The following is a 25,311-nucleotide window of genomic DNA, read 5'->3' as shown; positions in this document are numbered from 1 at the left end:
CCGGGCGCGGGGACCGTGCTGGAACGGGGGGGATGGCGGGTCCGGGGCCGGGAGACGTGACGGAACGGGGGATGGCGGGTCCAGGGCAGGGAAGCGTGACGCGGGGGGCCGGGGCACTTCGTGCCCCGGCCCCCTTGCGCTTCCGTCCCGTCGCGCCGGCCGGCCCCTACTCCTCCAGCAGCACCGTCTGCACCTGGGTGGTGCGCCTCCGGGAGATCCACAGGCCGCGGCCCGGCGGGAACTCGCGGGGCTTCACATCGCCGAACAGGATGCCCTCCGACGGCGGGCAGGACAGCAGCACGCTCGGCGTGTTGGCCTCGATCAGACGGCGCAGCAGCGGGTCGCCCATGGCGCGCCCGGCGCCGCCCGCCGACCGGGCGACGATCAGGTGCAGGCCCGTCTCGGCGCCCTGGGCGAGGTGTTCGAGGATCGGGTCGAACGGGGTGCCGCCGTAGCCGTTGCCGCTGACCAGGTCGTAGTCGTCGATGAGGAGGAAGACCTGCGGCCCGTGCCACCAGTCGCGGGTCCGCATCCGCTCGGGGGTGATCTCCGGGCCCGGCACGCGGGGCCGCATGGCGGCCGCCGCCGCGGCGATCATCTCGCGGACCGCGTCGAGGGACACCGCGTAGCTGAGGCGGTAGTCCTCCGGGACCGCGTCGTAGAGCTCGCGGCGCAGGTCGACCATGGCGAACAGGGCCTCGTCGGCGGTGTGGTGACGGACGATCGACCGGGCGACGTGCCGCAGCAGGTTGGTCTTGCCGCTCTCGGTGTCGCCGACGACGATCAGGTGCGGGTGGGTGTCGAAGTCGTGCCAGAACGGGGCGAGTTCGTTCTCCTCGACGCCGAGCGGGACGCGGATCCCCTCGGCGGGCGGCAGGTCGCTCGGCGTGACCGTCGCGGGCAGCATCCGCACGGGCGGCGCGGCCGGGCCGTCCCACGCCGCACGGACCGCGCCGACCAGCGCCTGGGTGCCCTCGGTGAGGTCGGCCGGGGTGCCGCTGCCGTCGACGCGGGGCAGCGCGGTGAGGAAGTGGTGCTGGTCCTCGGTCAGGCCACGGCCCGCGATCCTGGGGACCTCCTGGGCCTTGCGCATGCCGACGACCGAGTCGACCGCGTCGCCGAGGCGCAGCTCGAACTTGCTGGCGATCTGGTCGCGCAGCGCGGGCTGGATGTCGGCCCAGCGGGGCGAGGCGACCATGAGGTGGATGCCGTAGTTCAGGCCGCGCGCGGCGAGCTGGATCACGGTCTGGCTCAGGTCGTAGAAGTCCTGGCGCAGGATGGACCAGCCGTCGATGACCAGGAAGACGTCGCCGTAGGGGTCGTCGGGGAACTCGCCCGCGGCGCGCCGGCGGCGGTAGCCGGCCATGGAGTCGACGCCGTGGGCGGCGAACGCCGTCTCCCTGCGCGCCAGCAGGGAGGTGAACTCGCCGACGGTGCGGTTGATGCGTTCCACGTCGACACGGCCGGTGACGGAGCCGACGTGCGGCAGTCCGGTGAGCGCGGTGAGGCTGCCGCCGCCGAAGTCCAGGCAGTAGAACTGCACCTCGCGCGGGGTGTGGGTGACGGCGAGCGCGGTGATCAGGGTGCGCAGCAGGGTGCTCTTGCCGCTCTGCGGTCCGCCCGCGACGCCCACGTGACCGCCGGCGCCGCCGAGGTCGGCGACCAGCGGGTCGCGGCGCTGTTCGAAGGGGCGGTCGACGACGCCGACGGGCACGCGCAGGCCGCCGCCGTCCGGGCGTACGGCGGTGTAGTTGTCGTGCGGGGTGCCGGCCAGGTGCGGCTCCGCGGCGAGGAGTTCGTCGAGGCTGGGCGGGGTGGACAGCGGGGGCAGCCAGATGCGGTGGGCGGGCCGGGCGCCCGGCAGGTCGTGCAGCCGGCCGACGGCGACCTGGAGCAGGCTCTCGGTCTCCTCGTCGGACCGGTCCGGGCCCGGGACCGGTGCCTGGGGTGCCGGGGCGGGGTGGGCGGGCAGCACGTACCCGGCGTCGTAGCGCACCACGGCCCCGGTGCCGGCGGCCGTCTGCGCCGACTGGCGCTTGGCCCGGTAGGGGCCGGAGACGTAGGCGGCCTTGAAGCGGGTGAGGGTGGCCTGGTCGCTCTTGAGGTAGCCGTTGCCCGGCGCGGACGGCAGCTGGTGGGCGTCGGGCACTCCGAGGACGCCGCGGCTCTCCATCGCGGAGAACGTGCGCAGGCCGATGCGGTACGACAGGTGCGACTCCAGCTGGTGCACCCGGCCCTCGTCGAGCCGCTGCGAGGCCAGCAGCAGGTGGACGCCGAGACTGCGCCCGAGCCGGCCGATCATGACGAACAGGTCGATGAAGTCGCGGTGCGCGGCGAGCAGTTCGCTGAACTCGTCGACGACCACGAGGAGGGAGGGCAGGGGGTCGAGGAGGGCCCCGGCCAGGCGGGCCCGCTCGTACTCCAGCAGGGAGCTGTGGTTCCCGGCGGCGCGCAGCAGCTCCTGCCGGCGGATCAGTTCGCCGTGCACGGCGTCGCGCATACGGGTGACCAGGGCGGCCTCGTCGGCGAGGTTGGTGATCACGGCGGAGGTGTGCGGGAGGCGTTCGAGGCCGAGGAAGGTGGCGCCGCCCTTGAAGTCCACCAGCACCAGGTTGAGCACTTCGGAGGTATGGGTCAGCGCGAGGGCGGAGACGAGGGTGCGCAGCAGTTCGCTCTTGCCGGAGCCGGTGGCGCCGATGAGCATGCCGTGCGGCCCCATGCCGTTCTGCGCGGACTCCTTGATGTCGAGTTCCACGGGCGAGCCGTCGGCGGCGATGCCGATGGGCACCCGCAGGTGGTCGCTCTCGCCGGGGCCGCGGTGCTGCCACAGCCGGGAGACGTCGTACGTGTGCAGGTCGGGGACGCCGAGCAGGGCGGTGAGGTCGAAGTCGGTGGTGAGCGGCTCGGTGATCTCGGAGGCCACGCTCATCCGGTACGGGGCGAGCAGCCGGGCCAGGGAACGGGTGCGGACCGGGCTCAGGGCGTCGGGGCGGCCGAGCGGCGAGGTGGTCTCGCGGCCGTTGCGGTCCTGGCCGACCATGCGCAGCAGGTCGGCGGCGACGTCGAGGCCGAGGATGTGCGGCCCGCTCTCCCAGGGCAGGCAGCCGCTGACGTCGACGACCACGCAGTTGCGGTAACCGCCCCCGGCGAAACGGGAGTTGGCGGACACCTCGGCCTCGTCGAGCAGGACCACGGTGAACGGCTCCTCCAGGGCGGGCGCGGCCTGGGGGTCGAAGCGGGACCGGGCGGTGAAGTCCTCACCGAGGAGTTCCTCCAGCTCCGCCGTCGTGCGCGTGATCAGCCGCCGCTGCCCGGCCCCGTCCGCCGTGGTGGCGTGCTGGGCGTGCGGCAGCCACTTGGCCCACTCCCAGTGCGCGAGTTCCGCGTCCCCCGCGCAGACCGCGACGCGCAGCTCCTCGGGGGCGTGGAAGACGGCGAGCTGCCCGAGGACGGCGCGGACCATGGCGCGGGCCGCGTCGGTGTCGCCGCGCAGCTGCACCCGTTCGTAGCCCCGCAGGTGGACGGCGATGGGCTGGTCGGCGACGGAGGTGTAGGCGCGGACGAAGCGGCGCAGGGCGTGCGCGGCGAGCGGTTCGAGGTCCTCGACGGGCTTGGTCTGCAAGGGCGCCAGGCGCAGGCCGAGCCGCTGTTCGCCGACCGCGAGCCGCACCTCCCCGAAGTCGCCGTGCCCGGCCCGTCGCTCCCACAGACGGGTGGTGCGCACCACCGACCACAGGGCGGCCGGGTCGGGGTTGCGCCAGGCGTGCACGTCGCGCTGGCGTACGACGACCTCCCGGACCCGGCGCCGGTTCTGCGACAGGTACCGCAGGTAGTCGCGGCGGTCGCCGCTGACGCGCTGCTTGCGTTCGCTCGCGGTCCGCACCAGCTGCCCGACGAGCATCGCCACGGTGGAGACCAGCAGGATGCCGCCCATCAGGTACGTGTACGTGGTGCTGCCGCCGGTGCCGGTGCCGGTGCCGCCCGGGCGCACGAAGAGCAGCACCATGCCGAGGGACATCACGGCCATCGGCAGGTAGGTGAACACGGCGGACAGCCCGCTCTGCCGCTCGGGGAGGACGGGCGGTTCCTGGAGCTCCAGCTGACCGGCCGGTGCCTCGGGACCCGGCCGGCGTGGCGGGCGGCGGAACAGTAGGAGACTCACGCGGGTCCTCTCGGTTCGGTGTTCTCCGGTGCGGCGTCCCCGGCGGCCGGGCGTCGCCGGCGGAAGCGGGGCGGCCGGGCGGTGCGGTGCGCACGGCACGTACGGGAGTGATCGCAGTCTCCGGCGCGGGCGGGTGCCGGGGGGCCGTGCGCGGGCGGGTTGCCGCACTTTCAGACCCGGACAAGGGACCGATGAGGCACGGAACCCCGCAGGCGCGGGGGCGAGCGGAGAGCCGTTGCTAGCTTCTGGTTCCGGCGGACCGGTGACGGCCGGGGCCCGACCGGCCGACGGGCCTCGTCCGTCGGGGGCGGTCCCTCGACGGGCGTCGGTCAGTCGGAGGCCTGCGGGCCGGGAGCCTGCCGGTCGGAGGCCTGCGAGCCGGGAGCCTGTCGGCCGGAGGCCTGCCGGTCGGAGGCCTGCCTGACGGAAGCCCGCCCACCGGAGGCGCGTCCGTCGGTCACAGGCCCGCCGGCCGGGAGCCTGCCGGTCGGGAGCCTGTCGGCCGGGAGCCTGTCGGCCGGGAGCCTGCCGGTCGGAAGCCTGTCGGCCGGAAGCCCGTCCGCCAGAAGTCGTTCGTCAGCAGTCGTCCGCCAGAAGTCGTCCGTCACAAGCCCAGCCGCCGGAGTCCACCCGCCGGCCCGACCGGGAACGGAAAGCGTCGCGTGAGCACAGCCAACGCCAGCGTCATCGTCGCCGAACTCACTCGGCTCGTGGTGCATGCCCCCGAACGCGTCATCGACATAGCCGTTCCCTCCGACGTCCCGCTCGCCGACCTCATGCCGGCGCTCGTGAGCCACGCGGCACCCGACGGCACCAGCCTCGACGAGAGCGGACTGGAGCACGGCGGCTGGGTGCTCCAGCGGCTCGGTTCGCCCGCGCTCGACGAGGACGCCACCCCGGCCGAACTCGGCCTGCGCGACGGGGAGACCGTCCATCTCAGGCCCCGGCGCGAGCAGCTGCCGCCCGTCCACTTCGACGACCTCATCGACGGTGTCTCCACCGGCATGGGCGACCGGGCCGACCAGTGGCGGCCCGAGTTCACCCGCAGGCTGCTCCTCGGCCTGGCCGCCGCCGCGCTCGCCGCCGCCTTCACCGTCCTCGCCGGCCTGCACGCGCCCGGACTCCAGTCGGCGGTCGCCATGGGGCTGGGCGTCCTGCTGCTGCTCGGAGCGTTCGCCGCCTCCCGCGCCATGGGGGACGCGGTCGTCGGGACGGTGCTCGGCGCGCTCGCCGTACCGTTCTTCGGACTGGCGGGCTGGCTGGTGCCGCAGGGCCCCCAGGGCCCCGCACTGCTCGGCGCGCGGCTGCTCGCAGCGGCCACCGCGGCGGCCGGCGGCGCGGTGCTCGCCGTCTCCGCGGCCGCCGCGGCGGCCGCCCTGTTCGCCGCCGTGGTGCTGGTCTGCCTGCTCGTCGCCGCCGCCGGCGTCATCGGGCTGTCCGCGGACCTCGGACCGTCGCAGAGCGCGGGGACGATCGCGGCGCTCACCGCGCTGCTCGGCACCTTCATCCCCGTCATCTCCTTCCGGCTGTCCGGGCTCAGGCTGCCGCCGCTGCCGACCAACGCCGCCCAGCTCCAGGAGGGCATCGACCCCCTCCCCGCCCGCGCCGTCCTGACCCGCGCCGCCGTCGCCGACCGCTACATGACCGCCCTGTACGTGGCCGCCGGCGTCGTGTGCGCCGCCTGCCTCACCGCGCTCTCGACGGGCACCGGCTGGGAGGCGTACACCCTCGGCGGCGTGCTCAGCCTGCTGCTGGTGCTGCACGGCCGCGGCATGACGAGCGCCCGGCAGCACCTCGCGGTCGTCCTGCCCGGCTGCTACGGCGCACTGCTGCTGCCGGTCGCCGGCGTCTGGCACGACGGGGCCGCCGCCCGCGGCGTCGCGCTCGCCGTCGCCACCGTGGCCTGCGCCGCCCTGGTCGTCGCCGCGTGGCACGTGCCGGGCCGCAGGTTCATCCCGTACTGGGGCAGGGCCGCCGACCTGCTCCACTCGCTGGCGGCCGTCGCCCTGCTCCCCGCGGTCCTGATCGACCTCGGAGTGCTGCCCGCCCTCCGCGAGATGTGGAGCTAGCCGCCATGCAGTCCAGACGGGACCAGGTCCAGGCGTACTCGTTCACCGTCGGCCGGCTCACCTCCAGCATGCTCGCCGCCGACCCCGACGCCCTGGACACCCCGATGAGCCGCACCCGCCGGGGCGCCGTCGTCGGCTTCTTCATCGGCGTGCTGCTCTGCGTCGGCTTCACCGTGGTCGGGCTGCTCTTCCCCCGCGACTCCGACGCCTGGCGCCAACCCGGCGTGCTGATCGTGGAGAAGGAGACCGGAGCGCGCTACCTGTACGGCGACGGCGTCCTGCGCCCCGTCGTCAACTACGCCTCCGCCAAGCTCGTCACCGGCGAGGACGGCACGGTCCGGCAGGTCTCCCGCGCCACCCTCGCCGACGTGCCCCGCGGCACCCCCATCGGCATCCCCGGCGCCCCCGACTCCCTGCCGGCCGCGGACCAGCTCACCGACTCCGCCTGGCAGGTGTGCGCCACCTCGCGCGCCGCCGGCGACGGCACCCGCGAACCGACCACCACGCTCGGCGTGGGCACCGCGCCGTCCGGCGGTCAGGACCTCGGCGCGGACGAGGCCCTGCTGGTCACCGCCCGCGACGGCGGACGGAGCACCGACTACCTGCTGTGGCGCGGCACCCGGCTGCGCCTGGACACGGCGCACGGCGCGCTCCCGTCGCTGGGCTACGGCACCACCGAACCCCTCGCGGTCGGCGAGGCCTTCCTCGCCGCGGTCCCGGCGGGACCCGACCTGTCCCCGCCCGAGGTCGCCGGACGCGGCGCGAAGGGCCCCGTGCTCGGCGGCCGGCAGAGCCGTGTCGGCCAGTACTTCGTCGTCCGCACCCCCGGCGCCGCCGAGCAGTACTACCTGCTCGACCGTGCCGGCCTGGTGCCGCTGACCCTCACCGAACTGCAACTGCTGCGCGGCGACCCGCGGACCCGCGAGAAGGCCTACGCCGGCCGGGAGGCGACCGCCGTCGTCCTCCAGCCGGACGAGGCGGCCCAGCACCTGGCGGGGGACGCCGGGACGGCGACGGACGCGGACACGCTGCCCACCCGGCCGCCGAGGGCGCTCGCGCCGCGGACCGGAACCGTGCCGTGCCTGAAGGTCACCCCCGACGGGGCCACGCCCCGGCAGACGTTCGTCCGGGTGCCGGCCGCGTACGCGACCGGGGTGCCGGTGGTGGCGCGCCAGGGGGTCGCCGCCGGCTGCCCCGCCCCCGACCGGATCGGGGTGCGCCCCGGCAGCGGAGTGCTGGCGATGCCGACGGCCGCGGGGACCGGCACGAGCGGTGCCCGGTACCTGGTCACCGGCGACGGCATCAAGTACCCGCTCTCCGCGGCGACGGTGGCCGGACAGCTGTCCTACGCGGACACGGACGTGGTGCGGCTGCCGCCCGCGCTGCTCCGGCTGCTGCCGACCGGGCCAATCCTCGACCCGGACCGCGCCGCGGAACCCGCCCTGACGGGACCGGCCCCCGCCACACCGGACCCGGAGTGCGGAGGCGACGAGACCCCCTGACCCACCGACCGCACGGCCCCCCTGACCCACCGACCGCACGGCCCCCGTGACCGTACGACCCTTCGCGACCGCACGGCCATCTACGACCGTTCGGCCACCCGCGACCGCACGGCCCCTATGACCGTACGACCACCCGCGACCCCACGGCCCCCTACGACCCCACGGCCCCCTACGACCCCACGGCCCCCCTACGACCGCACGACCGCATGACAGCGGGCAGCCCGAGAGCGGCTCCCCGCCCGGCCACGACAACGGAAAGGCACTAGCGCGATGTCCACACCGACAGGCCAGCCGAACACGAAGGTCACCGACCACGCCCACTCGGTCGCCGCCAACGCGATCGACGGGGCCGTCACCGCCTGCAAGAACATCCGTACGGGCGTCGACCAGGCCCGCACCACCCTCTCCACCGGCTGGACCGGGAACGCCGGCAGCACGTACGGCGGCGCGATCGACGCCTGGCTGGCCAAGCTCGATCAGCTCACCGCGATGATGGACAGCATGTCGCAGGCGCTCTCCGGCACCAAGACCGCGACGGCCACCACGGAGGACGACGCCCTGCTGGCCTCGGCCTCCTTCCTGAGCCGCGTCAACCCCTAGCGCTGCGGGCCGACACACCCAGCACCCGTCCCAGGACCAAGGAGAGCACCATGCCCGACTTCATGATCAATTACGGCGCCTCGGGGACCGCGAGCGAGTACTTGCAGCAGATGACCACCGCGGTCCGCAACCAGGTCGAAACGGTGCACACGACCGTGCAGACGGTGATCAGCGAACTCGAGGGCGCCATGGCCCAGCAGTACAAGATCGAGCACGACAAGTGGACCGCGAAGGTCGACGAGATGGGCAACGTCCTCAACTCCGGCAACACCGTCCTGGTGGACAACACCCAGGGCTACTACACGACCGACGTCAACGAGCAGAACCGCTGGGAAGGGCTGGCGGGCGCCTAGCCGCGCCTCCTTACTTCCCTCCCTCTCCCCCCGCGTGCCCGGGAGGGGCCGGGCCGGTGGCCCGCGCCCTCCCGGCACCGGCTCTCCGGCGGACCCCCTGACGCAGCACGGCCCCTTCGACGCATTACGGAGCAGAGGATGCCCAAGTCTCCCGAACACTCGGGCGGTACCACCGAGTACTCCGCGGACGTCCTGCGGATGTACCGCACCTCGGACGGCTACCTGCCGGGGATGCGCGACGAGACCCGCGAGGCCAACGACGAGCTGGCGTACTACAAGACGGACAAGCTGCTGGCGGGTTCGCCCGACTTCCCCCCGGCCGCGCAGCTGATGGCGCAGATGACCAAGGTCTGTCAGGCGCTGGAGAACGAGTTCGGGTTCAACTTCACGATCACCGACTCGATGATCGTCGCCCTGGCGGACACGGGCGACGCGATGGAGCAGGTCGAGGAGGACGGCACGATCTCCGGCAAGGAGTTCGGCCGGCTCGTGGGCGAGGCGATCACCGAGCGCGGCGGCACCGGCACCAACACCCCCGACACGACCACCTGATGCCCCGACGACCTGCCGACCCGCCCCGTCCTGACGTGACCTGACCACTCGGCACGACGAGTCCTGACCCACCGACCTGACGACCCGACCGACGCTGGAGAGCTACGGTGCCCGATCCGACACAGTGGCATGAGCTGGTGAACATCTTCGCCGGGTCCGGCCAGGCGCAGGGCTCCACCCCGGGCCAGATCCCCAGCAAGGAGGAGGTCCTGGCCCCGCGGTGGACCCGCGCCTACTGGAACCAGCGCGGCGGCGCCCCCTTCCGGGCCGCGTTCACCTGGAGCTACGTCATGGGCACCGAGACCAGGACCGTCTCGGGCCCCTGGAGCGGCTACGGGTCGGTCACCAACCCGGTCACCGGCACCGCCGGGCTCGGCATGTTCGACGGCGACCAGAGCCTGGAGAGCGGGGGCAGCGCCTGGTGGGGCTACAACATGGGCAGCTACCTGACCCTCTCCGCGCTCGACGGGAACGGCACCGACACCACCAGCCCGTACAGCTTCGACCGGGCGCGCGAGCAACTGACCGCCGCCATCGCCTACTTCCAGAAGTGGGAGCCGAACCTCAACACCTGGCAGGGCGCGCTGCACCAGGACGGCTGGCAGGGACTGGCGGCGTCCAGCTTCGGTGACATCGTCGGCCGGATCGCCACCGCCTACGAGACGATCCTGGAGACGGCGTCCGGCAGCGGCGTCGACGGCGGGTACGTCGCCGCCGTCAACGCCGCGCAGGAGGCCCTGTGGAACGCGCGCAACGCGATGCGGTCCGCGTTCGAGACGTGGCAGGCGCAGCCGTCCGCGTCGCCGCAGGGCGCCATGGCGGAGTACGCGCGGGGACTGGTCGTCGTGTTCAACACCGCGGGGGCCGAGCCGGCCGTCCTCACCCACGACGGCACGGTGCTCGGTCCCGTCGACCAGGCCGGCACCTGGGACATCGTCGAGCAGGCGGTCAAGGACGCCTGGCGGCACACGGCGGAGACGTACCTCGACTACCCGGTGGTGGGCATCGTCTCGGCGCTGACCAGCGGCTACCAGCAGTCCACGACCCAGTTGCGCGAGCTGAACAACGTCATCAGGACCGCTCTGACCGGCGCGCCGGACGACGAGTCGGGCGACGACGGTCAGCAGGGCCTGGAGGACGCGCTGGAGGACCTCCTCCACGGGCAGAACGGCGGGAACGGAGGCTCCGGGCAGGGCGGTGCCGAGGGCACCGGAACACCGGACGTCGACCCGCCCGGCAGCACCGGCACGGGCGGCGCCGGGAGTGCCGGCGCCCTCGGCGCGGACGGCGGGACGGGCACGGCGGACATCGATCCGTCCGGCCAGACCGGCGCGGCCGGCGCCGGGACGGGCGGCATCGGCGAGGCCGGCGCGGCCGGCGCCGGGACGGGCCTCGACACCTCCGGCCTGACCGGGACGGAAGGCACGGCCGGCGCGGCCGGTGCGACCGGCGGCGCGGGCGCCGGAACGGGCGCCGGAACGGGCGCCGGAACGGGCGCCGGAACGGGGGTGAGCGTCCCCGCGGGCACCACCTCCGACATCGGCATGCCCGGGGAGACCGGCGGGGGAGCCGGCGGGGGAGCCGGCGGGACGGGCAGCAGCGGCGCCGTCGGCGCGGGCGGCACCGGCCTCGACGGCGCACCCGGCCTCGGCACCTCCGACGCCGGCACCGGCCTGACCGGCGCGACGGCCGCGGGCACCGGAACCGGCCTCGGTACCGGTACCGGTACCGACGCCGACGTCGGCACCGGGACGGGAACGGGAACGGGGACCGGGACGCTCGTCCCGTCGGCCGGCGCGACCCCCGGTCTCACGGTCGGCACCGGCACCGGCACGGGCAGCGGAAGCGGCCGGGGCGACGACGCGTCGGCGCCCGCGACCGGCACCGGCGACCTGCTCGACCCGGCCCTGAACGACTTCGAGGAAGCGGCCGGCCTGCCCACCGACCAGCTGGTCACCCCCGCGGCGGGCGGCACCGGTGACTTCCCAAGCCTCACGCTGCCCGCCGGCGGCAGCAGCAGCGGCGAGCCGGGCATCGCCCTGCCCGGCTCCGGTGACAGCCGGTCCGCGCTGCCGGTGGCCGCCGACCCCGTCGACGCGTCGTCGCCCGGATACACCACCCCGTCCCTGAGCGACCAGGGCTTCCCGTCGACGTCGAGCACCGGCTACGACGACGGGGGCGGCGGCTACGGCTACGGCGATGCCGGCGGCTTCGACTTCACACAGCCGGCCCTGTCCTCCGACGGCGCCGACGACGCCTTCCTGGACGCCTACACCGGTGGCGACGGCACCGGCACCGGCGGCACGGGCACCGGCTCGGGCACGACGGCCACGTCGTCGCAGTCCCCGTTCTTCCCGCCGATGGGCATGGGGGGCATGGGCTCCGGGGGTGCCGGCGGGGAGCAGAACAAGGAGCGCGAGCGCACCACCTGGCTCGCCGAGGACGCCGCCGTATGGGGCACGGACCCGGAGCTGGCTCCGACCGTGCTCGGCAGGACACCGCAGCAGAACGCACCCGTGGGAGGCACGCGTGAGCAGCAACCCGTTCCAGGCACTCCTGGACGAGGTCCAGTCGCAACTGGACGAGGCCCTCGAACGGGCCGGCCAGGCACAGGAAGCGCTCACGGCGCTCAGCGGGACGGCAACGTCCAAGGATCACCTGGTCAGCGCAACGGCTGACGCCCGGGGCACGGTGACGGAGCTGAAGTTCCACACCGGCCGCTACCGGACCATGGCGCCGAGCGAACTGTCCGCCGTGCTGCTCGACACCATCGGCAGGGCGCAGCGGGAGGCGGCCGCGCACCTGGAGGAGGTCCTCGGGCCGATCGTGCCCGAGGACCTGGAGGTCGACGACGTGATGAGCGGGCGCGCCGACCTGGCCGACCTGCTGGACGCCTTCGGCCGCGGCGCCCTCCCGGGCCAGCAGAGCTGACGGGCGCGCAGGGACGGAAACCGACGGAACGACGGAGAGGAGCGGGCCTTGCCCAGCAGGAACCACATCGTCGCCGACCCGGAGGGCATCAGGGACGGCGGCCGGCACTTCAACGGCGACCTGGCGTCGACGGTCGGCCTGCTCCGGTCCGGCCTCGTCACCGCCGTGGCCGCGAACGAGCAGCCCGACGCGTACGACGACGAGACGGGCCGGGCGTTCCGCGCGGTCTACGAGCCCGCCAAGGACGACATGCTGACCCTGCTCCAGTCGCTGGAGACGGCGTTCCGGCAGGCGTACGACGCCATCGACGCCACCGCCACGAACCTGATCGCCGTCGAGGAGACCAACACGGCGAACGCGCACGCCCTGACCCGCGCCGTCCACGGGATCCGCTGACCCATGGCGGTCGAGGCGTCGGACGAACTGCGCGGGCTGTTCCTCGCGCTGACGGGCATGGAGTTCCCGAAGCTCAACGAGGACAAGTTGCGGGCGCTCGGCGAGGGATACCTCGCCACCGCGCAGGGGCTCGCCGCCCTGCCCGACCAGATCGTGCAGGTCACCCGCACCATCCGGTCCCGGTTCGACGCCGGGGCCGCCGACGCCTTCTCCCGTTCCATCGCCGAGTTCACCTCGGGCCGCACCAACTACGTCGCCGCCGGCCAGGAGGCGGCGGCCGGCATCGCCGCGTACGCGCGCACCACCGCCACCAACGTCGAATACAGCAAGTACATGGCGATCGGGCAGCTGCTCCAGCTCCTCCTGGAGATCGCCTGGTGCATCGCCAACGCCTTCCGCACCTTCGGCCTCACCCTGCTGCTGATCCCGGTCTACCGGGCCATCACCTCGCGCTTCCTGCTGCGGCTGCTCACCTTCCTCTGGCAGCACCTGCTCGCCCACGTGATCATCAACACCGCCGTCGCGGTCTCCCTCGACCTGCTGATCCAGCGCATCCAGATCAGCAGGGGCACCCGTGACTCCTGGGACCGGGACCTCACCCGGGACGCCTTCGTCGGCGGCATCGTCGAGGGCGTGGTCTCCGGCGGGCTGGGCCTGGCGGGGGCCAAGCTGGCCCAGGTGTTCGGCCGCAGCGTCGCCAACCGGACCGGGAGCGCCCTGCGGGGCCAGGTCAGGGACCTCGGCGGCGGTGCCGGCGGCGTCTCGGCCGACGCCCTGGGCCGGAGCGTCACCGACCTCGTCTCCCGCAACGACGACGACCTGCTGTCCGCGCTCGGCGACACCGGCGGCCGGCAGCTGAGCGACGAGGCGGTGACGCGGCTCGGCCAGGACTTCGGCGAGCTGTTCAGCACCCACTTCGGGCGGCAGCTCGGCGAGGGCGCGGCCCGCGACCTGGGCGAGGCCTACGGACGGACCTTCGCCCGGAACTGGGGCGACGACGGCGCCGCGGACGCGCTCGGCCAGATCCTCGGCGGCGGGGCGGGCGCGGGGCTGCCCGCCGGTGTGCGCACCACCCTCGCCGAGCTCCCCGACACGGTGCTGAACTCGGTGAACACCACGCGCGACACGGTGGTCACCAAGGCCCTGGACCTCCTCGGCGAGGGTGTCGAGGAGGGCCTGACGAACACGTTCGCCGACCTCGTCACCAACCTGGTGCTCACCGGGGAACTCTCCACGAACGCCTGGAGCTTCGTGTCCGGCCTCACCTCGGGCACGACCGCGGGCGCGGGCGTCGAGGGCGGCATCAGCGCCGTCGAGAACCTCCGGCGCCTCGGCGACCTCGACACCACGGGCGTCCCCGGCACCCCGGGCGTCCCCAGCACCACGGGCGTCCCCGACGCCACCGCGGCCCCCGCCGTCCCGGACCCCGCCCCAGCACCGGACGGGACGCGGGGACCGGGCCTGAGCGGGGACGGGGGCGGGGACGTGGACGTGGCTTCGGATACGGGCACGGGCAGGGGCAGGGGCACCGACGCGGACGTGGTCGCAGGCGTGGACGTGGACCGTAGCGTCGACCCGGCTGTCACCTCGCCTGACCCGGTCACTTCGTCGACCGGGTCGGTGTCGACCGGGGGCGTTCCGATCACTTCCGTACCGACCGGTTCCGTACCGATCACTTCCGTACCGACCGGGACGAACAACGCCCAGGGACCGTCGTCGTCCGTCGCGCCCTCTCGCCCGGCCGGCGACGCGCGTGCAGCGGGCGAAGCCGACGTCTCCCCCCGGCCCAAGCCCCAGGCCACCGCTTCCACCGGGCCCCGGCCGTCCACCTCCCCGTCACCGACGTCGCAACCGTCCACCTCCCAGCCGTCCGCGTCCCGGTCGCCGTCCGAGGGGGGCGCGCAGGCCCCCCGGGCGTCCGGCCCGGTGTCCAGCCCCGTCGCACCCGTCGCACCCGTCACCTCGTCGGCCGCCTCGGGCCACGGCGGCCCATCCCCATCAGCCCCCACCAGCACGACACCTGCCGTCGGCGACCCCAAGCAGGCCCGCCCCTCCGCCGAGCAGCCGAGGACGCCTCCGTCCCCGGACGCCGAGGACCCGGACACCGGCACGGCGCACACCGGCACGGCGGACACCGGCACGGCGGACACCGGCACGGCGGAGTCCGGCAGTTTGGACTCCGAGCGCCCGGCCACCGGCGACGGTGCCGTACAGGCGGCCGTACACGCGGCCGTACCGCCCGGCGCCCCCGTGCTCACCGGCCATCCGGCCTGGGAGGCCGCGCGGGCGGCGGTGCCGCCCGTCACCCGCGCGCACACCTGGGTCGATCCGGTGTCCGCGCCGGCCGATCCGAACCGGCCGGGGGAGTCCACGCGGTACGCCGTGCGGTCCATGTTCGACGCGCGCCGCGTCGAGTACGACGGCGAACAGGTCACCGACCTGACGGTCCGGGTCGCCGTCGGTCCGGAGGGCATGCCGGACGGCGTCTGGGACAAGGTGCGCGCCGGTGTCGAGGAGTTCTTCAACGCCCCGGGCCACCGGCTGCCGGGCGGCGACCGGCTGCACGTCACCGTGGAGCGGGTGGCGCACGACCCGCATCCCCACGCTCTCACCGTCACCTTCGTGGACCGGGACCTGCCGATGACCCGCACCGTGTGGTGGGCCGACGCCGAGCCCGTGGACTACGCGCACGAGATCGCGCACCAGCTCGGCCTGCGGGACGAGTCGCGGGACGACAGCGCGCCGCACCGCCCCGACGTCCCGGGCAGCCTGCTCGGCGACTACACGCGGACCGCTCCGAAGGGCCTCCGGCAGAGCGGCCTGCGCAGCCGTCACCTCAGCCTCCTGGACGCCCACATCGGCGATCCGACCGCCACCGCGGGGAACGGCGGCCGCCCGGGTCCCGCGACCTCCGCCGCGCGCCCCGTGGTGACGATGAGCGGGCCGCCCGGCGCCGAACCCCGCGCGCCCCGCAAGCCCGGCCCCCGGCCCACCGACCCCACCGAGGCCGGGCCCGCACCCGTACCTCCGGCACCGGTACCGACCGCGACCGCGACCCCGACCCCGGAAACGGCCCCCGCCCCCGTCACACAGACCGCACCGAAGACCGCACCGAAGACCGCGCCCAAGAGCACACCCAAGAGCACACCGGAGACCACACCGGAGACCACGCCGGAGAGCGCGAAGAAGAGCGCCCAGCACAAGCAGTGGATCAGCACCCGCCTCGACGGCACCCGTCCGCCCCGGCTGGAGCGTGACGCCTCCGCGCCGTCGCGGGAGGGCCGCACGCCCACCCGGTTCGACGACGGCACGCGCATGCCCGCCTACGTCGACGACGTGGCGTCGCTGCTGGAGGGGATGCCCGACGACCTGCTGCCGGAACTGCTGGCCACGCCGGGCACCTTCGGGCAGAGCGACGTCGCCCTGCGCGGCATCGGCGAGGTGCTGGACGAGATCGACACCTTCCTGGGGCGTGACCCGTCGCTGAGTCCGCGCGGACCCGGGCGCGACGACCCCGGCGCCGCCACCGGTCTGCTGGCCGACGTCCGGTCGGCACTCACCCGCCGGCCGCGGAGCCTGACCGGCGGACGCCCGTTCCCGTACACCAACTCCCGGGGACAGCAACGGGTTCTGCACCTCACCGCCCGCCACTACGGCAACTGGCAGCGGTTCTCCGACGAGTACGGCAACCCGTCGAAGATCGACACCATGGACCGGGCCGTCACCCAGGCCGGGCAGAGCAAGAGCGTGCAGTCCGTCACCCAGGTCGGGCTGGGCGGACCGTTCCTCGGCCCGCTCGGCGCGCTGGCGTTCGGCGGTTTCGGCCGCCTCAACGTGCGGGCCGGCGTCAGCACCAAGGTCGGCTACACCCAGACCGACCAGGTCACCGGCCAGATGGAGACCCGTACCCTCGACGGCTCGAAGGTGTACCTGGACGACGTGTACGTCGAGGTGTCCGTCACGGACGCCGACGGGCACGTCGTCTCGGCCCCCGACCCCGCCGACCCGACCGGCCCCGGGACCCCCGCGCGCGGCGGTTTCGCCGTACGGGACGGGCTGATGCTGCGGCTGCCCGACAGCGTGACGAAACCGTCGGCGCCCGGACGGATCCCCCGGTCGATCGCGCTCGACCACGACTCCCCTTACCGGCTGGTCCGCACCGAGGGCTTCGGTCCGGTCGCGCGGATCCGCGACTGGGCGGCGGAGGAGATCGGCGCGCGGCCGGGCAGCACCGCCTACCGGGAACTCGACGCCTTCTTCTCCAGCGACTCCTTCCAGCGGCACGCCCGCCAGCTGTCGGCCGGACGGGTGGTGACGCCGCCGCTGTTCGCCGACGACCGGGCGAAGACCCCGCTCGGCGTCTTCGTCGTGGAGCGGACGGTGCCGGTGCGGGCGACGCTCATCGGCGAGACCTCCGAGGCCGAACTGCGGGACATCAACACCTCCACCGTCCGCAACGACCAGAGCTTCGCCAAGGGCGTCAGCCTCGGCGTCGACGGCGTCCTGGGGCCCGCCTTCAACCTCTTCGACCTCGGCGACGGGCACCTCAACCTGCGGCTCCAGTTCGGACCGGCGTTCCGCGCCCTCCACTCGGTGACACGGTCGGTCGCCCTGGGCGGCTTCGGGGCGCTGAAGACGTCCGGCCAGGTCAAGGGCGACCCCACCGGCCTCTACCTGGTCAAGAAGACGGTGTACGTACGGCGGGGCGGCAGCGGCGCACCGCCGCGGCGGTTCCACACCTGGAGCGTGGACCGCATGACCCGCTCCGAGGCCCGCCGGCTGGCCGGCTGGGACGACGGGACGAAGCTGCCGCTGCGCAACGGCCTGCCGGCACCGTTCGCCCCGGCCCACCTCACCCCGGACCGCCCGCCGACCCTGGGCATGCACCGCGTGGAGGAGTTCTCGCACGCCGACGGGCTGCGCACCCGCGACACCGACGGCATCGGCCGCACCCTGCCGGACGACTTCGCCGACACCGTGCTCGCGGCGGTCGCCGAGGCCCACCCCGGGCTGGTCGCGCCCCTCGACCAGCTCGCCCCGCCGTCGCGCCGGGGGGTGCGGGACCGGGTGCGGGGCCTGCTGGAGCCGGCGGACCCGCTGTCCGTGCCGAACCGTCCGGAGCACGGGCGGTTCGGCGACGCCGACGCGTACCGGACGGCGCTCTCCAACACGCTGGAGGTTCTCGCGGTGCTCTCACCGCAGGGCCTGGCGGGCAGCCTGGAGACGCTGATCACGACCGGCGTCCAGATCCGGCTGACCGAGCCGGGCACCCTAGGGCAGGGCCACCGCCACCTCCGGGTCCACGCCGAACTCACCAACCGGCGGTACGAAGGCCGGCAGGACGACGTCAAACTGCGGCACAGCGCCCCCGGCGGCCAGCGGACGGACGGCCAGGAGAGCCGCAAGCGCGCGGTGGGCGGCGGTTTCGACGTCATGTTCGGCTTCCGGGACCCGGACTCCTCCGGGAGCGCGCCGTTCCTCCCCGACAACACGGGCGCCCTCTCGCTGGGCGGCCGCTACGCGCGGCAGAGCGACTCCGAGTCCGGGTACGGCGCCACCGTCTCCAACGAGCCGATGTCGGTGAGCATTCGGCCGTCCCACCTGTACCGCTACGACCTCTCGCTCACGGTGAGCCACGGAGGGTACTGGCGCTTCCGCGGGATGCTGCGCGGGGTCGCCACCCTGGGACTGCTGGGGACACAGCCGTTCGTCTTCAGCAGCCCCCGCGACGTGCTGATCGGCACCGCCCCCGGCGGCGAGAAGATCCGCGGCGGCCCCGTGAAGGGCCAGGTGCTGATCAGCGTCCCCGACCAGCACGCGCCCGCCGTGGACCCGCATCGGCCGGACGCGCCCAACGTCTACCGGTCGCTCCGCGACCCCCTGAAGACCGTGCCCATGGACCGCGAACGGGCGCACGCGCTGGCCACCGGCGACCTCTCCCGGAGCGGAGGCCGGGGCCGGGCGGACGGACGCGGTGCGCAGACCTTCCGCGACCTCCAGAACCATCCGTTCGTGACCGTGAACGTCGTCGTGCCGCCCGGGCTGACCGACGCGGTCCAGGACGTCGTACGGCGCGCCTCGGGCGGAACGTGGCAGTACAACGAGGAAGGCGCCCCCGCACGGGAGGCGATCATGCGCGCCTTCCAGCCGCAGTACGCGACGGCCAACTTCGACCAGAGTTCGGGACCGCTCGGCTTCGGCATCGGCGCGCTGATGGGCAAGTCGCCGTACGCCACCCTGTGGGCGACCTTCCGCCACTTCACCGCGGTGCGGAACATCCACCCGCTGACCGGGCCGATCGCCATGGACACCGAGATGGTGCTCGGCAGCGGCACCCAGGCGTCCGGCAAGGTCAGCAGGAGCACCCTCCTCTCCTTCGGCGGCCGGCTGACCTACGCCAAGCCCCACGGCGTCGGTCCGGGACTGGTCGGCACCTACGGACTCGCCGTCAACCCCTGGTCGTGGTCCGGGCAGAAGAGCGTGACCGTCACCCGCAGCGTGGTCGCCGACCTCAACCTGAAGGGGTTCACCCACCAGGTGCTGGTGTCCGGCACCGTCGAACACTGGACGGCGATGGTCGCCGGCATGCTGGGGACGACCGCCGCGAACCTGCCCCTCGTCCCGGACTCGCTCGCCGGAACGGCCGGTTCCGTCACCTCCGTCCCCGGCGGCTGGATGGCGCACCTGCCGGAGAAGAGCGCCCACCGGCTCAAGCTGATCAACGACGGGATGGGCGACGTCCCCGCCTACACCGCGCGGACCTGGTCACCGCAGCCCTGGCTGCGCGGCAACTCCTTCGGCACCTACCCGGTGAACGCGCTGGACCCCACCGCCGTGCTGGCCCGCTTCCACCGGAAGGTGAAGGACCTCGGCTTCGACGACGTCGCCCTGGAACAGGTCCGCCGGCTCGTCACCTCCCGCGTCCTGCGCGCCCTCGACCGGGAGATGACCGGCACCGGCGTCTCGTCCCCGGCCCGGTCCGGCGGCTGGGGCTGGGGAAGCCTGCGGATCGGCACCCGGCAGGCCCGGGTACGGGTCGAGCTGATCCCCGGCGAGTCCACCTTCGAGATGCTCGACCACAGCACGGAGATGGAGGAGAACCGGCGGGCCGTCGAGACCGTCCAGGAAGCCTCGGACGTCACCACGGGCCGCGACGTCGGCCTCCTGACCGGCGAGGGCGTGCAGACCGGCGACCCGACGGCGGTGGCCGCGGGACCCACGTACTCCGAGTCCGGCACCTCCCGGCACACGGTCGCCTCCGGCCACACCGTCTCCTCCAGCACCACCTACCGGGCCGCCTCCACCGAGCCGCACGCCGAGATCTCCACGCCGTACAGGCTCCGCATCACCCTGGAGGTGACACCGGACTCCGCCCCGACCGGCCCGCGCGGCCCGGACCCGGCGCGGGAAGACGCCGCCGGATCGCGGCAGCCCCAGGACCCGGCGCGCGGAGACGCCACCGGATCGCGGCAGCCCCAGGACCCGGCGCGCGGAGACGCCGCCGGGCCGCTGGAGCGGGCCCGGCGCCGGTTCACCGGTGCGACGACCGTCACCGAGACCGACTCCGTCGGCATACTGCGCGAACACGTCCCGCTCAGCCTGATGGTGCCCGACCCGGACCCCCACCTGCCCGTCACCGACCCCCGGCTCGCCCCGCCCGACCTCACGCTCACGGCACCTCCCCGCGCCGGTGTCCGGCCCGAGCTGCGGGAGCCCGGCGTGCGGTACGGGGACGGCACCCGGAAGCCGTTCACCGTCCCCGAGAACGGGTTCCACGTCCGCCGGATCATCGGACTCGAACACGTCCAGGAGGCCAACAACCGCGCCCTCGCCGAGTCCTACGGCCTGAACCTCTCCGCCCTCGACGACGAGGCGTCCGGGGACAGGCACTCCGGTGGCACGCAGTCGGGTGGCAAGCAGTCGGGTGGCAAGCAGTCCGGTGGCACGCAGTCGGGTGGCAAGCAGTCGGGTGGCAAGCAGTCCGGTGGCACGCAGTCGGGTGGCAAGCAGTCCGGTGGCGAGCAGTCGGGGGACAGGCAGCCCGGTGGCAAGGCGTCCGGCGCCGGCATGTCCCGTGCCGACGCCGACCGCCGTCGCTCGCGGCTGCTCCTGCGGGCCAGGGACACCGGCCTCACCCGGCTCGGCACCGGTGCGGCCCAGGCGCTGGAGGACGGGACCAACAACACGGCCCTGTCGACCTTCTACGACCGGACGCTGACCCCGACCGGCTACCAGGTGCCGGGGCTGACCCACCGCCACCTCGTCGGCACCGACACCGGACAGCTGTCGCTGTTCTCCCGGCCCGACTTCAGCCGCGCCGTGCTGCTGACCGTCGCCGACGGCAAGAAGATCGAGGTGCTCCGGGAGACCGGCGAGGGCGCGAGCACCTCGGTCGCGCAGGAGAACGTCCAGGACTCCGCCCTCGGCGCCGGAGTGATCGTACGGTCCGAGCAGACCGGCCTGAACCAGCTGGCCACGACCGTCACCGGTCCGTACGCCGCCGACGGCGACGGGGCACCGGTCGGCGGCGACCACGCGTCCTCGGTCAACGTCAAGCCGAAGACCGGCCGGGAGTTCCTGTTCGCCGTCCCCACCAGCTGGCTCAGCGTCGCCGACGTGCACCGGGGCGTCAAGGACAGCCGCCTGGGGAAGGCGGTCGCCGGGACCTTCGGGTTCCTCAGGCCGGGGCCCAGGACGGTCACCTCCGAGACGTACGTCCTCGCCTGGGTGCGCGACGACGTCGCCCGCGACCTCGCCCTGATCGACGACACGAACTTCCCGTCCCGGGTCTCGGCGGCCTGGGACGCCGTGGGCAAGGCGAGCAAGGCGTGGACCGACGCCGACAAGGCGTACTGGAAGAAGCGCCGCACCGCGCTCCCCCTGCGCGAGGCCGTGGACGACGCGAGCGGCGCCCTGAGGACGGCCCGGACCGCCGCCGCGGACACCGCGCGCAGCCTCGCGCCGGTCCGGGAGGCCGCCGACGCCGCGGACCGGGAGCTCCGGCGGGCCCAGGACGACGCGGCCGCGGACCACGCCCGCGCACGGCGGATCACGGAGGCGGCCGACGCCCTCGACGCCGCCGACACCGCCCTCCGCCGGGCCCTGGACGCCGCGGCCGACGGCCCGACCACGGCACGCACCACGGCCGACACCGCCCGGGACACCCTCGACGCCCTGCACGGCCGGGCGGAACTGCCGGGTGAGGGTCCCGATCCCGACCGGCTCCGGCAGGCCCCCGCCGACCTCGCCGAGGCCGAACGGACGGCCGCCGGGCCGCGCGAGGACGCCGACCGCGCGGTCGGCACCGCCCGCCGCCTGCGCGACGAGGCCGCCGCACGGCTCACCGAGGCCGAGCGGGCGGCGGACACGCTGCCCGGTACGCCCGCACGGCTCACCGAGGCCGAGCGGGCGGCGGGCGCACCGCCCGCTCAGCCGTCCCCGGCCGCCGACTCCGGGCTTGCCCGGCGGACCGCGGCCGCACTGCGCGACGCGGCCGACCGGCGGGCCGACGCGGCACGCGCCCGGCAGCAGGAGGCGGCCGGGCGGCTCGCCGGACCCGCCCGGGCCCACGACGAGGCCCGGGCGGAGGTGGAGGCGGCGACCGGCCGGCTGAACACGGCACGCGCCGCCTTCGAGGCCCGGCGCGCCGAACTCACGGCACTGCGCGAGACCGCGGAGACCGCCGCCGCCGAGTACCACCGGGTACGGGCGGGCGCCGACCGGCTCACCCGGTGGCACCGGCTCGCCGCCACCGAGGAGGGCCGGCAGCACCTCGGCGACCTGGCGGAGCCGCCCCCCGTGAGCCATCAGGCCCCGCCAAAGAAGCCCGCCCCGCCCAAGGCCCCCGCCCCGGCCCGCCCCCGCTATACCAGGACCGCCCCCGGCCCCCGGCCCACCGCCACCGACGGGACGGGGCCCACCGGGACCGCCGCCGCTCCCCGGCCCACCGCCACCGACGGGACGGGGCCCACCGGGACCGCCGCCGACGCCCGGCTGACCGCGCCCGACGGGACCGAGTACACCTTGCGTGACGTGCCGAGGGACGGCGACGCCTTCTTCCACGCGCTCGCCCGGGGCCTCGTCGAGGCCGGCTCGCCGCTCGCCGCCGAACACGGCATCGTCCCCTCCGACCCGGAGATGCCCGCCAAGCTGCGCCGACTGCTGTCGGAGCGGCTGACCGACCCGGCCGACGCGGACCTCCTCGCGGCCGTCGCCCCCGACCACACCGACGTCTTCACCGCGGCCGAGGTCCAGGGGACGGGTCCCGTCCCCGACCTGCGACCGGACACACCGGGCCGCCGCGAGTTCGACGCGCTGGGAGTGATGCCGCATTCGGTGACCCTGGACGACCGGGCCCGGGCCCGGCTGGCCGCTGCCCAGCTCCGGCGGCAGGGGACGGCCGACGACGAGACCCGCTGGGACCACGCCGCCGCCGACCTGCTCCCGCTCCTCGCCGCCCGCACCTTCGGCGTGGACGTCACCGTCGTCCGCGGCGACGGCAGCTTCCAGGACTTCACCCCGGGCACCGGGACGGCCGCCGAACGGCTCCGCTCCCTGGGCCTCGTGGACGACGGCACCGACGCCGGGCGCACTCACCTGGTGCTGAGCCTGGACGACCGGCACTACCAGCTCGCCGTCCCGGTGACCGGCCGGGCCGCGACGCCCGCCACGGACCCGCCGGCCGGCCCTCCGGCGCCCGTCGTGCCGTCCTGGGGCGTTGCTCCGGGCACCGATCTGGACCACGCGTACGGCGCGCTCGCCGGGCCGAAGAAGGTGAAGGACGAGGAGCGGGAACAGGCTTCGCCGCCGGGGGATCCGGGTGCGGGTTCGGGCACGGGATCGGGGGCGGGCGCGGGCGCGGGTGCGGGTTCGGGTTCGGGTGCGGGTGCGGGTGCGGGTTCGGGTGCGGGTGCGGGTGCGGGTGCGGGGAAGCGCCCCGTCCGGGTCAATCCGCTGTGGTACTCGCTGGACGACTTCCGTCCGACGCTCCTGGAGCGCAAGGCGGCGACCTGGCTCTATTCGGTCGACGCGGAGGGCGACATCCATCTCGGGGTGGAGGAGATGGAAAAAGCCTTGGAGAGAGGCGAATTCCAGGAGCTGTTCGACCGGATGGCGGCCAGGAACCCGGACCTGACGGAGGAGGAGCTGCGGCGGGGGCTGGAGGGCCAGGGGCATCCGACGACGGCGCTGGGCTTCGACGCCTCGGGCCGGACGTCGGTCCAACCGGCCAGGGTGAGCGGTGAGTTGGCGTGGAACGAGGAGAAGGGGCGCTGGGAGGTCAACGACAAGTCCGGCCGGTACATGAGTGACAGCGTCCGGAAGGTGACCGCCGAGGAGGCGCTTCGCTGGGTCGGCAACGTGGCCCGGCGGATGTCGGCGCGGTGGGGGGTTCCGGTCGAGCCGGTGCTGGCCAAGCACGGTGCCCCCCAGCAGCCGGCCCCGCCACCGGCCGACCCGCCCGCACCACCGGCCGACCCGCCCGCACCACCGGCCGGCCCGCCCGCGCCCGAAGCGCCGTCGGACGCGAAGACCACCGGACTGCACCCGTCCGACCCGCCCGCGCCCCACGCGCCGTCGGACGCGAACGCCAGCGGGCCTCGCACCGCCGTCGTGCCGGCGCCCGACGTGCCGGCGGAACCGCAGTCCACCGCCTCCGCCCACCCGGCCGATCAGCCGGCCCCCCACTCGACCGCCCGCCCGGCGCCCGATGTGCCCGAGGCGCCCGGCGCGCCGGAGGAGCCGGTGCGTCTCTGGGCCCAGGGAGTCCCGCAGCAGGTGCCGGCCGACGGCAACTGTCTGCTGTACGCCTTCATGGCGAGCGACCCGGGCTATGTCCGCGACCGGCTGCCCGGCTTGGCCGCCGACGACCCGGTGGCCTACGCATGGCTGGGCGACCCCGCGAGGGTGCGTCGCGACCTGGCCAGGAACGCGCAGGTCCTCTCCCGGTTCGGCGTCCTCCTCTCGGGTCCGCACACCCAGCTCGCCGCCGCCATGGCGGAGCACGTGGCCCGGTCGCTGGGCGGGGACGCCGGGCCGCTGCCGGCCGAACTGGCCTGGCAGTACCGCGGCAGCGAGTCGTCCGAGGGGTTCACCGCACGGGTGTGGGCCATGGACCGGGGGCAGGTGCTGGACCAGCTGCGCGCGCACGGTCTGGCGCCCTCGGACGACTCGGCGTCCTCGACCGACGAACAACTGCGCGACCGGCTGCTGAGGGACGCGCCGCTCCAGGACGACGAACTGGCCCGTCTGACGGAAGCCGTCCAGGACTGGAGCGGGCGCTGGGCGTCCGCCGAGGGCGAGACCTTCCTCCTGCTGCTGGCCCACGCCTTCGACGTACGGTTCGCCGTCTCCACGGGCGGCGGACAGGGCGACGGGCCGACGCGCGGCGGAGGCTCCGAGGTCGGCCCGCGCGGCGCGACCCGGCTGATCGAGCTCTACCGCAGCACGGGCAGCGGTGGACGGGGCGGCGAGCACTACAGCGGAAGCGACGCCCCGCCCCGCGAGGAGCCCCGGGAACAGGGCGGCCCGGACGAGCTCGAGCGGTCGGCTCCGGTTCCGCCGTCGCAGGCCCCGCCGCCTCAGGTCCCGCCGTCCCAGGCCCCGCCACCCCTCCAGGCCCCCGAAGAAGCTCCGACCGCGGAGGAGCTGAAGTGGCTGACCCGCCTCAACCCGTGACGAGCACACCGGTCCGGCGGCGCACGCCCCGATGATCCGCCGGACCCGCCCCGCACCCCATCTCCTTCTCC

General features: G+C 74.7%; 10 protein-coding genes. 9 read left to right on the top strand and 1 reads right to left on the bottom strand.

The window, feature by feature from the left end; translation table 11 throughout:
- Positions 1-166 precede the first annotated feature (166 nt).
- On the bottom strand, positions 167-4,162 hold the full coding sequence (gene eccCa, locus ACFYWQ_RS02590; protein WP_389512063.1) for a type VII secretion protein EccCa: 3,996 nt from the start codon (positions 4,160-4,162) through the stop codon (positions 167-169).
- Positions 4,163-4,824: 662 nt separating this feature from the next.
- Between eccCa and eccD the strand changes: the two genes are divergently transcribed.
- The 9 genes from eccD (at position 4,825) to ACFYWQ_RS02545 (ending at position 25,240) form a co-directional block, all read left to right on the top strand.
- Complete coding sequence (gene eccD / locus ACFYWQ_RS02585) at positions 4,825-6,231, top strand: type VII secretion integral membrane protein EccD (RefSeq protein WP_389512061.1); 1,407 nt, start codon at positions 4,825-4,827, stop codon at positions 6,229-6,231.
- A 5-nt stretch (positions 6,232-6,236) separates the two neighbouring features.
- On the top strand, positions 6,237-7,733 hold the full coding sequence (eccB, locus tag ACFYWQ_RS02580) for a type VII secretion protein EccB (RefSeq protein ID WP_389512059.1): 1,497 nt from the start codon (positions 6,237-6,239) through the stop codon (positions 7,731-7,733).
- A 270-nt stretch (positions 7,734-8,003) separates the two neighbouring features.
- Positions 8,004-8,333: a WXG100 family type VII secretion target gene (locus tag ACFYWQ_RS02575; protein ID WP_389512058.1), complete on the top strand. Its 330-nt coding sequence runs from the start codon at positions 8,004-8,006 to the stop codon at positions 8,331-8,333.
- A gap of 50 nt (positions 8,334-8,383) precedes the next feature.
- Positions 8,384-8,686 (top strand): WXG100 family type VII secretion target, encoded by a 303-nt coding sequence (locus ACFYWQ_RS02570; protein WP_389512057.1) that lies wholly within the window; start codon positions 8,384-8,386, stop codon positions 8,684-8,686.
- A 138-nt stretch (positions 8,687-8,824) separates the two neighbouring features.
- The gene (locus tag ACFYWQ_RS02565) at positions 8,825-9,238 is read left to right on the top strand and encodes a hypothetical protein (RefSeq protein ID WP_389512056.1); all 414 of its coding nucleotides are present in this window, start codon (positions 8,825-8,827) and stop codon (positions 9,236-9,238) included.
- Positions 9,239-9,345: 107 nt separating this feature from the next.
- On the top strand, positions 9,346-11,916 hold the full coding sequence (locus ACFYWQ_RS02560) for a hypothetical protein (RefSeq protein ID WP_389512055.1): 2,571 nt from the start codon (positions 9,346-9,348) through the stop codon (positions 11,914-11,916).
- Positions 11,816-12,169: a YbaB/EbfC family nucleoid-associated protein gene (locus ACFYWQ_RS02555; RefSeq protein ID WP_389512863.1), complete on the top strand. Its 354-nt coding sequence runs from the start codon at positions 11,816-11,818 to the stop codon at positions 12,167-12,169. Before ACFYWQ_RS02560 ends, ACFYWQ_RS02555 begins: the two co-directional genes overlap by 101 nt.
- Before the next feature lie 48 nt (positions 12,170-12,217).
- Positions 12,218-12,565 (top strand): hypothetical protein, encoded by a 348-nt coding sequence (locus ACFYWQ_RS02550; protein WP_389512054.1) that lies wholly within the window; start codon positions 12,218-12,220, stop codon positions 12,563-12,565.
- A gap of 3 nt (positions 12,566-12,568) precedes the next feature.
- On the top strand, positions 12,569-25,240 hold the full coding sequence (locus tag ACFYWQ_RS02545; RefSeq protein ID WP_389512053.1) for a hypothetical protein: 12,672 nt from the start codon (positions 12,569-12,571) through the stop codon (positions 25,238-25,240).
- Positions 25,241-25,311: the final 71 nt, after the last annotated feature.

The organism is Streptomyces sp. NPDC003247 (assembly GCF_042888135.1).
In the GTDB taxonomy this organism is placed as follows: Bacteria; Actinomycetota; Actinomycetes; order Streptomycetales; family Streptomycetaceae; genus Streptomyces.
This window is presented reverse-complemented; position numbering and strand designations above follow the sequence as displayed.